Source organism: Streptomyces sp. NPDC045431 (genome assembly GCF_040646655.1).
Taxonomy (GTDB): domain Bacteria; phylum Actinomycetota; class Actinomycetes; order Streptomycetales; family Streptomycetaceae; genus Streptomyces.
On the sequence record NZ_JBEZAQ010000026.1, the window covers coordinates 25912 to 39160 of the forward strand.

The 13249-nt window shown below is 72.5% G+C and carries 9 protein-coding genes; 5 read left to right on the forward strand and 4 right to left on the reverse strand.

The window, feature by feature from the left end; all coding sequences use genetic code 11:
- Positions 1-21: 21 nt before the first annotated feature.
- The 4 genes from AB0A69_RS31460 to eccB all read right to left on the reverse strand — a co-directional run bounded on the left by AB0A69_RS31460 (position 22) and on the right by eccB (position 5189).
- Positions 22-1824 carry a hypothetical protein gene (locus AB0A69_RS31460; protein WP_361429090.1) on the reverse strand — a complete coding sequence of 601 codons (1803 nt, stop codon included), beginning with the start codon at positions 1822-1824 and terminating at the stop codon, positions 22-24.
- Between the two features lie 6 nt (positions 1825-1830).
- Positions 1831-2262, reverse strand: a complete 432-nt coding sequence (locus AB0A69_RS31465; RefSeq protein WP_361429092.1) for a hypothetical protein — start codon at positions 2260-2262, stop codon at positions 1831-1833.
- 120 nt (positions 2263-2382) lie between these two features.
- The gene (gene mycP, locus AB0A69_RS31470) at positions 2383-3642 is read right to left on the reverse strand and encodes a type VII secretion-associated serine protease mycosin (protein WP_361429094.1); all 1260 of its coding nucleotides are present in this window, start codon (positions 3640-3642) and stop codon (positions 2383-2385) included.
- Between the two features lie 14 nt (positions 3643-3656).
- On the reverse strand, positions 3657-5189 hold the full coding sequence (gene eccB / locus AB0A69_RS31475; RefSeq protein WP_361429096.1) for a type VII secretion protein EccB: 1533 nt from the start codon (positions 5187-5189) through the stop codon (positions 3657-3659).
- A gap of 182 nt (positions 5190-5371) precedes the next feature.
- On the opposite strand from eccB, the gene eccE reads away from it, so the two are divergent.
- The 5 genes from eccE (at position 5372) to AB0A69_RS31500 (ending at position 13172) form a co-directional block, all read left to right on the forward strand.
- Entirely contained in the window at positions 5372-6715 is a 1344-nt protein-coding gene (gene eccE / locus AB0A69_RS31480; protein WP_361429098.1) for a type VII secretion protein EccE, read from the forward strand.
- 107 nt (positions 6716-6822) lie between these two features.
- A complete protein-coding gene (locus AB0A69_RS31485; protein ID WP_361429161.1) occupies positions 6823-7473 on the forward strand; it encodes a hypothetical protein in 651 nt (216 codons plus the stop codon).
- Positions 7474-7600: 127 nt separating this feature from the next.
- Positions 7601-7834 carry a DUF397 domain-containing protein gene (locus AB0A69_RS31490; RefSeq protein ID WP_361429100.1) on the forward strand — a complete coding sequence of 78 codons (234 nt, stop codon included), beginning with the start codon at positions 7601-7603 and terminating at the stop codon, positions 7832-7834.
- A 333-nt stretch (positions 7835-8167) separates the two neighbouring features.
- Positions 8168-11146: an SCO5717 family growth-regulating ATPase gene (locus AB0A69_RS31495; RefSeq protein WP_361429102.1), complete on the forward strand. Its 2979-nt coding sequence runs from the start codon at positions 8168-8170 to the stop codon at positions 11144-11146.
- Positions 11147-11333: 187 nt separating this feature from the next.
- Positions 11334-13172 carry an ABC transporter substrate-binding protein gene (locus AB0A69_RS31500; RefSeq protein ID WP_361429104.1) on the forward strand — a complete coding sequence of 613 codons (1839 nt, stop codon included), beginning with the start codon at positions 11334-11336 and terminating at the stop codon, positions 13170-13172.
- Positions 13173-13249 lie beyond the last annotated feature (77 nt).

Here is a 13249-nt window from a genome sequence, read left to right on the forward strand (position 1 = left end):
ACTTCCGAACCTTCCGAGTGCCTAGTCGATCACCGGTGGCACAGCATTGCGTCGCTTGGCTGCCCACGTCTCTTCGTCTTCCGTCAGGTAGTCCGGACGGGTGGAGTTGTTCCGCTCCTGCTCTTCGTCACGGGACTGGCGCTGGCCACTGCGAGCGCCCATGGCCGCCCCGCCGGGCCGGGCCGCCGTCGCGCCGCCACGCGGCGTACCGACCACGCCGTTCACGCTGGGCGTGCCGCGTCCCGTGGCGCGGGCCGCGCCATTCGCCTGGTTGGCACCGATGACACCGGACTGGCTCGGCCTCGCGGTGGAGGGACGGCCCGAGGCCGCTGCCTCCCCACCGATGACTGTGCCCCTGGGAATGCGCGAGCCGGTGGTCCCGCCGGTAGCACGCTGCGGCGTGCCTCCGATGATGCCGCTCTGGCCCGCCCGGGGCGCACCCGGGCTTCCTTGGCGTCCGGCCATAGCTTGCGCCGTTGTGGTCGGCCGACCTGTCACCGGCGTCTGGCCGGGGCCACCGGTGCGACCGGTTTGGCCTGCCGGCGTCCCCATGGGGCTGGGACGACCCATGGCTTGGCCGGAACGTCCCGTGGCCTGGGAGGGCGAACCGTGACCTGTTACAGGGGTGCCCATGGAACGACCAGGCGTTCCCGTGGCGCGTCCGGGTGTTCCCGTGGCGCGCCCGGTCGAAGGACCGGGAGTACCGGTACGGCTGACCGTGTTGGGGCCCGGACCACCGCTGGTCCGAGGAACACCAGGCATCCCCGTTGCCCGCGGTGCCGTCGGCCGGACGGGCGGGCCGAAGCCCGGGAAGGGCGGGCCGCCGTTGGGCGGGCCAGGGTTGCCGGTGGCCGGGACGGTCGGAGTGGGCGTATTGGGTGTCGTCAGCGGCGGAAGCGTCTGGACGCTGTCGATCTCGGTGCGGGGGTTGGAGCCCACCACCTCGACCGGCTTGCCCGTGATTTCCGTACGTGGTGTGGCCTCGCCCCCACCGACTACTTCCCTGCGCGCTTCGCTCGGCTGGTTCGAGGTAGTCCCCGACAGATCACCTTGTGTGGAGCCCGAGTCGAAACTACGGCCGGTGCCGACCCGACCGGATGGCGGCGGCACCGCCGAGCTCCCCAGCGGCTTCGGCAGCCTCGGCGGGTCCTGCGACGCCAGCGTGCTTTCCGAGACCGCGTAGAAGGACGCCAGACGGTTCATCTGGTTGATGGCTTCCTGGCGGTCCTTCTCGACCTTCAGGGCCTTCTGGTAGTCCGGGTTGTCCTCCGTGCGCTCCGGCAGGGCGAAGTCGTCGGGCTTCTTCTGCACGAGCCGGCCGTCGCGCGGCGGCCTGGAGTTGCGCACGGAGCTGAGGCCGACGGCGGCCTCCTGCATCTGGGCGCCCGTCACGTTGGAGAACGCCCCCAGGTTGTAGGTGTACGTGACGAGTTCCTTGCCGTAGCGGCGGAACTCCTCAGCACCTTCACCCTTCCAGTCGGTCTTGCTGACGAAGTTGTCGAGGTTCCTCGCCGCCTCGTTGAGCGCCGTGGTGGCGTCCTGCAGCTTCTTGCCGGCGCTGGTGAGGTCCGCGGGGTTGGCGCTCTCGAGCAGGTCCAGCATCGCGTTCAGCGGCGCGTTCTCGAAGCTCGTCTTGCCGAACAGGCTCGTGCCGGTGCCCCCGAACACACCGCTGAAGGTCTCCTGCACCTTCTGCGCCATGTCCGTGACGACACGCTGGCCCGTGATGGCCGTGTCGGTCGCCTGCTGCTGCTTGTACTCCTGGTCGTACCGCTGCTGGGGAGTCGGCGGCTTCTGCTCCGTGGGCTGCTTCTCTTCACTCATCAGTCGTCACCCCATGTCCTTGCCGACGCGCTTGACATCCTGGTGGGACTTGCCGGTCTCGGGCTTCTGGTCCTGAGGCTGGCTCTTGTCCCGCTCCTCGTCCAGGCGGGCCAGGATCGCGTGGTACCGCTGCCGCTGCTCTTCCTCGACGTTGTCGTAACCCACGTCCGCCGCGTGGACCGCGATGCTGTAGAGCTCGATCTGGTCGCTCAGGTGCTTGGAGAGCTGGACGATCGCCTGGTGTACGCGGTTGTACTGCGTGTAGAAGCCGTCCGCCTCGGCGAACTGCATGCCCGTGCCGAGGGAGCCGCGGGTGACCCGCTCCTCGGCGATCTTGGAGCTGCCACCGGCGCCGCCCTGGAGGTTCTCCAGGAGGGCGGTCACATCCCCCTGGAACTTCTTGAGCTCGTCAACCCCACGCTCGAGGTCACCTGCCATAGCCGCCCCCGTCAACCATTCCCTCGAGCACGATGCTCGTTCCTCCCCGTTTTCTTCTGCTGTTTGACTGCTTCACGTCACTGTAGTCACTGGGTATGACAGTCCCAAGCGCCTTACAGATCACGCCATTTCCCGCCCCTGCAGTTGCAACGACACGCGCCTCGCCCTGCGACGTGCGTCACGTAGGGCCACCGCGCCGCCCGAGATGGCCGCGACGAGGACGCCGCCGCCCACGACGACGTACGTCGCGAGGCGGGCGTTGCGCTCCTCCGGGGTTTCGCCGAGGTGGACCTCGGCCGGGGTCGGGGCCTCGTTGCGGGTGACGCCCTCGTGGGCGACCGGTTTGTCGATGGGCTTGTCGTCCTCCGTCAGGGCGCGGACCGGGTCGACGACGCCCCAGCCGACGAGGCGGTCGTGGCCGGCCACGGAGCGCTCGGCGGTCTGCTGGATCTGGGCGACGATCTGCGGGCGCGTCCAGTCCTTGTGCTTGGCCTTGATGAGTGCGGCCAGGCCCGCGACGTACGGGGCGGAGAAACTGGTGCCGTTGTCGGCGCAGTGGCCGCCGCCCGGGACCGTGGAGACCATGTCGACGCCCGGGGCGGCGATGCCCACGAAGTCGCCCGACTGGGAGAACTGCGCGCGTTCGTTGTTGCGGTCGGACGCGGCCACGGCCAGGACGCCTTCGTACGAGGCCGGGTAGGTGCGCTTGACGTTGCCGCCCAGGCCGTCGTTGCCCGCCGAGGCGACGACGACGATGTCCTTCTCCAGGGCGGCGTCCACGGCCTCCTTGAGCGCGGGCGCGGGCTCCACCGCGTTCGCCGTGTCCTGGGAGATGTTGATCACATCGGCCTTCTCGGCGATCGCGTGCCGGATGGCGGCCGCGAGGGTCTTGGCCGTGCCGTGGCCTTCCGCGTCGTTCTGCTGGATCGGGATGATCGTGGCGTCGGGCGCGAGGCCGACGAAGCCGGTGCCCTTGGCGGGGCGGGCGGCGATGATGCCGGCGACCTTGGTGCCGTGGCCGACCGTGTCGGTGGTGCCGTCCTCCTTGCCGCGCTCGAGCTCCTTGCCCTGATCGTCCTTCTTGGGCAGCAGGTTGATGCCGCTGCCGGTGTCCACGGCCTTCGCCAGCTGCGGGTTCTTGACGTCCACGCCGGTGTCGATGACCGCGACGCGCACGCCCTTGCCGGTGGACTGCTTCCACAGTTCGTCCAGCAGGACGCGCTGCAGCGCCCAGGGCCGGCCCTCGTACATCTTGCCGGGGAAGGTGCACTGCTGGAGGTCGTCGGCGGCCGCGGGCGGCGCGGGCAGGATGACGGCGGCGAGCGCGGTGGCGACGAGAGCGGGGGTGGCCGCGAGCAGACGTCGGTGGGTGTAGGTCATGTTCGCCCCGGCCCTCAGGAGCCCTGCGGCTGGCGCGCGGCGCCGGTCGACAGCCGGGGGCCGGTCGGCAGGAAGACCGACCACTCGGCGGGTACGGGGACGGGGTCGACGTCCTTGTAGCCGAGCCGGTTCTGGGCCTGGGCGGCCTCCTGGGCCCGCGCCTTCTTCTCCTTCTCGTCGCCGGAGGAGCCGATGCCGGAGTCGTCGGTGGCGGTGTCGCCGTTGGACTGCATGGCGTAGCGCAGGCCGGTGTCGGTGACCAGGAAGAGGAAGCCGGTGCCGGTCTCCGAGCCCTTGAACTGCCGGAAGAGCTGGCCGGAACCGGGGGTGACGTAGGCGCTGCTGGCGCCGGTGGGCAGCGGGGCGGGGAAGTCGGTGCCCGCCCAGGTGCTGAGGGTGGTGGCGCCGTTGTCGGTGTCGACCTCGCGCAGGACGTTGCAGACGGTGTTGCGGCTGCCCTCTTCCGTACCGGCGTCGTTGACGGGCTTCGGCGCGAGCCGCGGCCACTTCTTGTCCGCGCCGAACGCCTCGCCCGGCTGGAAGGCGCCGGCGCTCACCGAGGTGGCGCGGCCCGCCTGGTCGAGGTCGACCAACTGGCGGCTGTTCAGCAGCAGCTTGGCCGTGAAGTCGGAGATGGGAGCGACACGGTCGCGGAGGACGACGTACTGCTGCTCCCGGGTGCCGTCGGTGGCCGTCAGCACCATGCCGATCCTGTTGACCTCGGGGTCGAGGTCGCCGGGGATGCCGGCGTCCGTCCCGACCTGGCCGGGGACGGTGGGGAACTCGATGGCGTCGCCCTTGTGCAGGGTCTCCAGCCACGCGGCGGACACCCGCTGGGCGGCTCGCCCCTGCCCGACGAGCTGACGCAGGAGCAGCTCCTGGTCCTTCTCGGCGACGGGGTACGCGGTGCCCTGGGCGTCGACCACGTAGCGGGTCTTGTCGGGGCCCTCGACGTACAGCAGCTCGCCGCCGGTGAGGCGGTTCGCGCCCTCGGTCTTGCCCTCCTCGCGCTGCGCGAAGACGAACGCCGCCTTCTGGATGGCGCGGCCGCCCTCGCCGGGCCGCTCGCAGACCGCCCAGCGCTTGACCGCGCCCGCCTCCTTGGGGTCGGGGAGCCGGTCCGGGGCGTAGGGGATGCCGAGGGTGGCGCCGTGCGGGATCTTGCCGCTGTCGAGCACCGACTCGTCGACGTTGATGACCTTGCCCTTGTCGGGGTTGAGCAGCAGCTTGGCCGACGACATGTTGAGCACCGGGTGGAGCTGCTTCTTCTTGTCGGTCTCCAGCACCACGTACCGCGTGGTCGACTTGCTGGCGATGATCACGTTCTCACCGGGGGTCGCCCAGCCCTGCGGCGCCACGGGCTTGAACATGCCCCAGGCCCCGAAGACCGCGAGGATCACCACACCGACGATGACCCCCGGCAGCACCGCGCGCAGCGGCCGCGGCGCGCCCTCCTCCGACCCGGTCGCATTCGGCTGTACGAACTGCGCCACCAGCCTCCGCTTCGCAAAGGTGTAAGCGTTGAGTTCGTCCCGTCGTGATGCCATGTGTCCGTTGTCCCTCTCCCCGCTGAGCGACCAGGCTCCCACATGCGTCGAGCGGGACCTGTCGTCGGTGCCGCCCCCTACTATGCCTGCTGGCACCAGCGTTCCACCGCTCAGGTAGGGTGATCGCCCGGTCAACGCCCATGGGAATTCAGTAATTACGGACACGAGGGGGCAACGCGGCGATGGGTACGGCGACGCGCGCGCGAAATGGGCGTAACTCCGGTAGGGCCGCCCCCGAAACTTCCCGACGGCAACGAAGCAACGCCCCGGCCGAGCCGGCCGCGCGCGGCAACGCCGTCCCGGCTTCCACCACCCTGCGCCCCCTGTCCCGCACGAGCCGTGTGGGTCCCTTCCAGCTGCGCCAGCTGATGCTGGTGGAACTGGCGCTCGCGCTGGCCGCGGTGGGGGTCGCGCTCGGCGGGTTCTGGCTGATCCCCGCCTGCGTGGTCGCGTTCCTGATGGTGGTGTTCGCCGTCGTCCGCCGCCGGGGACAGGCGCTGCGGGACTGGCTGTCGGCGGCCATGGCCCTGCGCGCGCGCAACCGTCGCGCCGCGCCGGCGCCGGCGGACGTCGACCCCTCGCTGGCCGTCGTCGCGGAGGGCGTGCCGGGCTTCCGGCCCTATCCGTACGTCGACCGCAACCGCCGTACCGTCGGCATGCTCGGGGACGGCACGTTCCTGACCGCGGTCGTACGGATCGAGGCCAGCGGGAGTGCGCTGCGCCCGGCGTTCGGTGCCCGTGCACTGCCGCTGTCCGTGCTGGGAAGCGCGCTGGAAGTCGACGACATCGTGCTGGAGTCGGTGCAGTTGGTGCAGCAGGTGCGCCCGGCGCCCGCGCCGCACCTGCCGGAGCAGTCGGTGGCCCGCCGCTCCTACGCGCCGCTGCAGGAGCGGACCGGTGCGCCCGCGCTGCGCATGACGTGGGTGGCGGTGAAGCTGGACCCGGAGCTGTGCGCGGAGGCGGTCGCGGCGCGCGGCGGCGGCGTCGAGGGCGCCCAGCGCTGTCTGGTGCGCGCGGCGGACCATGTGGCGAGCCGGATGACCGGCGCCGGCTTCCAGGCCGTGGTCCTGGACCAGGAGGAGCTCAACTCCACGGTGGCGATGGCGGCTTGCGCCAGCGCACGGCTGACCGCCCGCGCGGGCCGGCCCGACGCGGCGCCGCAGCGGCGTACGGCGGAGACGTCGCGGGTGTGGCGGTGCGACGACCGCTGGCACACGACGTACGCGGTCGGCCGCTGGCCGGAGCTCGGGCGGGGCGCGACGCCCCTGCCGAAGCTGGTGTCCCTGCTGACCGCCGTGCCCGCGTACGCGACGACCGTGAGCTTCACGCTGCGGCGCGGGATGCGCCAGGGGACGATGGACGTACTCGGGCACGTCCGGATCACCGGCGGCTCCGACACTGAACTGATCGGCGTACGCAGGGCATTGGAGCAGGCCGGACGGTCGGCGAAGGTGGGCCTGCAGCGCCTGGACCGTGAGCAGTTGCCGGGCGTTCTGGCGACGCTGCCGCTGGGAGGTGCCCGCTGATGGCCCGTACCGGATCCGCATCCACATCCGCATCCGCGCCCGTGTCCGTGTCCGCTTCCGGGCGGGGGCTCCGGGGCCTGTTCGGCCCGCGCTTCGCCGGCCACACCATGGCGGCGGACCATCTCGGCGCACTGTCCCTGCCGGTCGGGGACGACGGGGTGGTCATCGGCGACGACGGCGAGGGCCGGCCGCAGATGATCGGCTTCCACCGCTCGACGCCGTACGACGTGCTGCTGATCGGCGGCCTGTGGACGGCGCAGGTACTGGCGCTGCGCGCGGCGGGCACGGGCGCGCGGGTCGCGGTGGAGACCGGGCGCGCGCAGGAGTGGGTCTCGCTCGCCCAGACCGCGGGCGCCGGCCTGGAGTGCATCACCCTGCACGAGGTGGGCCGCGTCCCCCCGATGGGTGCGACGGTGAGCAGTCCGGTCGTGGTGGTGCGGGACTGCGGCATGCGGCCGCCGCGCGGGCGCGTGGTGTCGTCGCCGTGGCAGTCGGTCCTGACGCTGCTGCCGTATCTGAGCCCGGTGGCGCCCCGGTTGATGCGGGCGTCCACGCTCGTGGGCGTCCAGCGGGTCTCGCCGCAGGAGGCGCAGCAGATCGGGCGCATCCTGGGGCTCACCCAGGTCGAGACGGAGGCCCTGCCCACGCTGGCGGACGGTGTCACGCTCTGGTGTTCCGGGCGCGAGCGGAACTGGGTGATGACGACCGCGACGGACGCGGAGTCGGGCCTGCTGGGCATGCCCCGGCGGATGGACTGAGCGCCCCTGCGGGGTCCCCCACCTGGCCTAGGATGCGGGAGGGTGACGCGGAGCGACAGGTGCTTCACGCGCCGCCACAGGGCACTCGGGCCGGGCGGCGCGGCCACCGCGAGAGAAAGGAACCCCGATGGGCAGCGCACAGGAGAAGGAAGAGCTGTACGCCCTCGACATCTCGGGCGTCGAGTGGCACGGTCCCCCTGGCACCAGCCCCGACGAGGAGCGGGTCGAGATCGCGTACCTGCCGGGGGGCGCGGTCGCGATGCGCTCGTCCCTGGACCCGGACACGGTGCTGCGGTACACCGAGGCCGAGTGGCGGGCTTTCGTCCTCGGGGCGCGGGACGGCGAGTTCGACATCACGTAGGGGCGGTTGGGGTCGATGAGGCCGCCGCGCAGGTCTGTGATGGCTTCGCGAAGGCTTCGGCGAGATGTGGTGAGAGCCTCGCCGCGCGACGGTCGAGCGCTCCTGGTTGATGGGCAGTTGTACCGGTTTTCCCGGCCACGCATCTCACGCTCTGCCGCACTCACGTGACGAGTAGGCAGGGCGTGAGGTACGGGACAGAGGGTGGGCTCCGGGTGAGCCTGCCGGTCCGGCATCGTTGACGATTAGGGTGGGTCGCAGAGCCGGGCCGATCGGAAGTCAACGGTGGCCCCACCCACCACGGCACAAGGGTGCTCGACCACACCAGGAGGCAAAGTGAACGGCGATCGGGACGACATCCACGGGAGCTGGAACCTTCCCGTCGACGAGTCCGACGCGGATCCCGCCGAGATGACGGGTGAGTTCACCATCGACTACACCCCGCCGGCCTGGTACACGCAGAACGCCGCGGACACGTCGTCGGGTGGTGCCGCCGGTGGCGCGGCGAGCGGCGGGTACACGCCGCCCCCGCCGCCGCCGAGCGGGGCGATGCCGGTCGCGGTGCCGGGGCTGCCCCCGGGCAGCGGTTTCGAGCCGAACTGGACGACGCCGCCCGCGGCCCCCGCGCCCACGCCCGCCCCTACGGCGCCTGCTCCAGCGGCGCCCGCTCCTGCTCCGGCTGAGGCGTCTGCGGCTGGTGGGGCACCGGGTGCTTCCGATGCCGCCGGGGCTTCCGGGGCTGCCGATGCCACCGAAGCTCCCGTGGCGGAGGCTTCGGTGGGGGCTGCTGCCCAGCCCGAGCCCGAGCAGCCCTTCGGGGGCGGTGACGTGGAGAGCGGCGCGACCATGCGCTTCTCGCCCGCCGCGCTGAAGCGCGAGATGGCCGAGATCGCCGCGCGCGAGGCGGCCGCGTCGGGTACGGCTCCGTCGGCTGAGGCCCCGTCGGGTGCCGGTTCGCCGGACGAGGCCGGAGCGCGTGCCGAGGAGCCGGCTGCGGCCGAGGCTGCGGAGACCGCTGAGGCCGTGCCCGCTGAGGCCGTCGAGGCTGCGGAGACCGCTGGTGCCCCCGCGCCTTCGGCCTCCGACGACGCGGACGCGGACGCCGAGGAGAAGCCCGCGGCCGAGGCGCCTGCCGATGTCGCGCCCCCGGCCGACGAGCGCCCCGCCGAAGAACGCCCCGCCGACGAGGGCGGCGACGAGCCGCGGGACCAGGCCCCCGAGGACGCCGCCGCCCCAGCGGACGCCGAAGTGACCGACGCCGTACCGCAGGGCACCGCGCCGCAGGACACCCCGCCGCAGCACGCGGCGCCCGCCGACGCGCCGGCCCAGCCGTGGGCCCCCGCGCCGGGTACGCCGCAGAGCGCGGCGCTGCCGCCGCTGCCGCCGGCGTTCCAGCCGGCCGCGCCGACGGTGGCCCCGCAGTGGCCCGCCCCGGCGCCGACCGCCGACCAGCCCGTCCTCCCGGCGGCCGCGCAGCCGAACCCCCCGGCGCCGCAGGGCGGTTACGGCTTCCCGCACCCCGCGCACCCCGCCCAGGCACAGCCGCAGCCGCAGGCCCCCGCGCCGCAGGGCGGTTACGGCTTCCCGCACCCGGCCCAGCCCGCCCAGGCACAGCCGCAGCCGCAGCCGCAGGCCCCCGCGCCGCAGGGCGGTTACGGCTTCCCGCACCCCGCGCACCCCGCCCAGCCCGTGCCGCAGCAGCCCGGGCCCTACGGTGCCCTGCCCCCGCAGGTCCCCGCGCCCGGCCAGCCCCAGCCCCAGCCGCAGCACCCGCAGGGCGGTTACGGCTTCCCCCACCCGGCCCAGGCCGCCCCGCAGCAACAGCCGCAGCAGCCCGCCCCCTCCGGCGCCCTGCCCCCGCAGGCACCCGCGCCCGGCCAGCCCCAGCCCCAGCCCCAGCACCCGCAGGGCGGCTACGGCTTCCCCCACCCGGCCCAGGCCGCCCCGCAGCAACAGCCGCAGCAGCCCCAGGGCGCCCCGTACGACCCGCGCACCAGCGGTGCGTGGCCCACGCCGGTCACGCACGACCAGCGGGAGCGCTCGGTGCCGGGCGCGCCGCTCGGCTACACCGCGGCCGTCGAGCTGTCGTCCGACCGCCTCCTGCGCAACAACAAGCAGAAGGCCAAGTCCAGCCGCAACCCCTCCGCCGCCGCCCGCTTCAAGCTCGGCGGCAAGAAGGAGGAGCAGGAGCGGCAGCGCAAGCTCGACCTGATCCGTACGCCGGTGCTGTCCTGCTACCGGATCGCCGTCATCTCCCTCAAGGGCGGCGTCGGCAAGACGACCACGACCACCGCGCTGGGCGCCACGCTCGCCACCGAGCGGCAGGACAAGATCCTCGCCATCGACGCCAACCCGGACGCCGGTACGCTCGGCCGCCGCGTGCGCCGCGAGACCGGGGCCACCATCCGCGACCTGGTGCAGGCGATCCCGTACCTCAACTCGTACATGGACATCCGCCGCTTCACCTCGCAGGCGCCCTCCGGTCTGGAGATCATCGCCAACGACGTGGACCCGGCCGTCTCCACGACGTTCAACGACGAGGACTACCGGCGGGCGATCGAGGTCCTGGGCAAGCAGTACCCGGTCATCCTCACCGACTCCGGCACCGGTCTGCTCTACAGCGCCATGCGCGGGGTGCTCGACCTCGCGGACCAGCTGATCATCATCTCCACCCCGTCCGTGGACGGTGCCTCCAGCGCGTCGACGACGCTCGACTGGCTGTCGGCGCACGGGTACGCGGAGCTGGTGCAGCGGTCCATCACGGTGATCTCGGGTGTCCGCGAGACCGGCAAGATGATCAAGGTCGAGGACATCGTCCAGCACTTCGAGACGCGCTGCCGCGGGGTGATCGTGGTGCCGTTCGACGAGCACCTGGCGGCGGGCGCCGAGGTGGACCTCGACATGATGCGGCCGAAGACCCGGGAGGCGTACTTCAACCTCTCGGCGATGGTCGCCGAGGACTTCGCGCGGGCGCAGCAGGCGCAGGGCCTGTGGACCGGGGACGGGCAGGGCGGCATGCCGCCGCAGATGGCTCCGCCGGTGCCGGGTCAGCAGGCTCCCGGCGGCCAGCCGTACCCGCAGCAGGGCCAGCCCTATCCGCCGCAGGGCCAGCCGTACGCACCCCAGCAACCCCAGCAGCCCGGCCCCGGTCAGCCGTACGCACCCCAGCAACCCCAGCAACCCCAGCAGCCCGGCCCCGGCCAGCCGTACGCACCGCAGCAGCCTGCACCGGGTCAGCCGTACCCGCCGCAGCACCAGGTGCCGCAGCAGCCCGGGCAGCAGCCTCCCCAGGCGCCGCCGGCCCCGCAGCAGTAGGGCGTCGAAGGACCGGACCCCCGGGAGTCCATGAGGGCCCGCACCGTCGTGACGGTGCGGGCCCTCGCGTGTCCGCCCTCCCCCAACGCGCGCTGACACCTCGTTGACGCGGCCCTACGGCGCTGGTACACCTCGCTTCACCAGCCGGCGCCGCCACGCGCACCCGCATCCGACGCGAGGTCAGCTCATGGTCACCATGGCTCCGCACCGCCCCCTCCGCCTGCTTCTCGCCTCACTCGCCTCGGGCGCCACATTCGCCTCGGGCGTCGCCGCGACCACCGTCCACGCGCCTCCCGCCCACGCCGACGGAGCGGTGCCGAGGAACGTCCTCACGATCGCCGTGTCCCAGAGCGTGGACTCCCTGAGCCCCTTCCTCGCGCAGCGGCTGGTCTCCACCACCCTCCACCGGCTCACCTACGAGAACCTGACCAACTACGACGTCAGGGACGGCCACCCCGTCCCGGGTCTGGCCACCGCCTGGACGCCGTCGCCGTCCAAGCTGACGTGGACGTACACCATCCGCTCCGACGCGAAGTGGTCCGACGGCAGGCCGGTGACCGCCGACGACGCCGCCTGGACCTTCGGGCGGATGATGTCGGACCCGGACGCCGCCACCGCCAACGGCAGCTTCACCGCCAACTTCAAGCGGGTCTCCGCACCCGACCCCCGCACCCTCGTCATCGAGCTGAAGAAGCCGCAGGCCACGATGACCGCGCTCGACGTCCCGATCGTGCCGAAGCACATCTGGGAGAAGGTGAAGGACTTCTCCACCTTCAACAACGACAAGAGCTTCCCCATCGTCGGCAACGGCCCGTACCTCATCACGGACTACAAGGTCGACCAGTACGTGAAGCTCACGCCGAACAAGGACTTCTGGCGCGGGGCGCCGAAGTTCGACGAGCTGGTGCTGAGGTACTACAAGGACGGGGACGCCGCCGTCGCCGCGCTGCGCAAGGGCGAGGTCTCCTTCGTACCGAACCTCACCCCCGCCCAGGCCGCGTCCCTGCGCTCCGCCCCGCACATCGAGGTGAACGACGCGCCCGGCCGCCGCTTCTACGCCCTGGCCACCAACCCGGGCGCCCGGGCGAGGAACGGCAAGAGGTTCGGCACCGGCCACCCGGCCCTGCTCGACCCGGCCGTCCGCAAGGCGCTCTTCCTCGCCGTCGACCGCAAGACGATCGTCGACAAGGTCTTCCAGGGCCACGCCGTCGAGGGCGAGGGCTACATCCCGCCCCGCTTCGCCCCGTACTTCTGGAAGCCCGAGGGCGCACGCAAGCGCGCGTACGACCCCGCCCAGGCGGCCCGGATCCTCGACGCCGCCGGCTACCGGAAGAACGCCGCGGGCAAGCGCGCCGGCAAGGACGGCAGGCCGCTCGACTTCCGGATCCTGTGCCACGCCACCGACCCCAACGACAAGGCGGTCGCCACCTACCTCCAGGAGTGGTGGTCCCAGCTGGGCATCGGACTGAAGGTGGACTGCCTCGACAATGTCTCCGACCCCTGGCTCAAGGGCGACTACGACCTCGCTTTCGACGGCTGGTCGGTCAATCCCGACCCCGACTTCGTCCTCTCCATCCACACCTGCGCGGCGCTCCCGGCGACCCCCGCCGACACCGGCGCCACCGACAACTTCATCTGCGACCGCGCGTACGACGAGCTGTACGCCCGCCAGACGGGCGAGTACGACCCCGCCAAGCGGGCGGAGCTGGTCAAGCAGGCGCAGGCACGGCTGTACGACACCGGGTACATGAACGTCATGGCGTATCCGAACGCGGTCGAGGCGTACCGCACCGACCACATCCGGTCGATCACGACGATGCCGGAGGCCGCCGGCAACATCTGGGGTCAGGACGGCTACTGGAGCTGGTGGTCCGCCGAACCGGCGTCGGCCGCGCGCCGGGCCGGCGGGGACTCGGGCGGGACGGCGGGTGTCTGGTTCGTGCTCGGCCCCGCCGCGCTCGTCCTCCTCGCCGTCGGCGCCTGGGCCGCCGTGCGCCGCCGCGCCACGGCCGACGAGCGTGAGTGACCCGTGACGACCGTGGGCGCGAGCCCGGCCGCGCGTGCGAGCGCCGGGGCGGGGGCGGTCGTACGGCGCTCCCGGCC

Excerpts from the sequence above, each read along its gene's own strand:
- AB0A69_RS31460 (WP_361429090.1), bottom strand. The coding sequence starts at position 1,824 with ATGAGTGAAGAGAAGCAGCCCACGGAGCAGAAGCCGCCGACTCCCCAG.
- AB0A69_RS31465 (WP_361429092.1), bottom strand. The coding sequence starts at position 2,262 with ATGGCAGGTGACCTCGAGCGTGGGGTTGACGAGCTCAAGAAGTTCCAG.
- mycP (WP_361429094.1), bottom strand. The coding sequence starts at position 3,642 with ATGACCTACACCCACCGACGTCTGCTCGCGGCCACCCCCGCTCTCGTC.
- eccB (WP_361429096.1), bottom strand. The coding sequence starts at position 5,189 with ATGGCATCACGACGGGACGAACTCAACGCTTACACCTTTGCGAAGCGG.
- eccE (WP_361429098.1), top strand. The coding sequence starts at position 5,372 with ATGGGTACGGCGACGCGCGCGCGAAATGGGCGTAACTCCGGTAGGGCC.
- AB0A69_RS31485 (WP_361429161.1), top strand. The coding sequence starts at position 6,823 with ATGGCGGCGGACCATCTCGGCGCACTGTCCCTGCCGGTCGGGGACGAC.
- AB0A69_RS31490 (WP_361429100.1), top strand. The coding sequence starts at position 7,601 with ATGGGCAGCGCACAGGAGAAGGAAGAGCTGTACGCCCTCGACATCTCG.
- AB0A69_RS31500 (WP_361429104.1), top strand. The coding sequence starts at position 11,334 with ATGGTCACCATGGCTCCGCACCGCCCCCTCCGCCTGCTTCTCGCCTCA.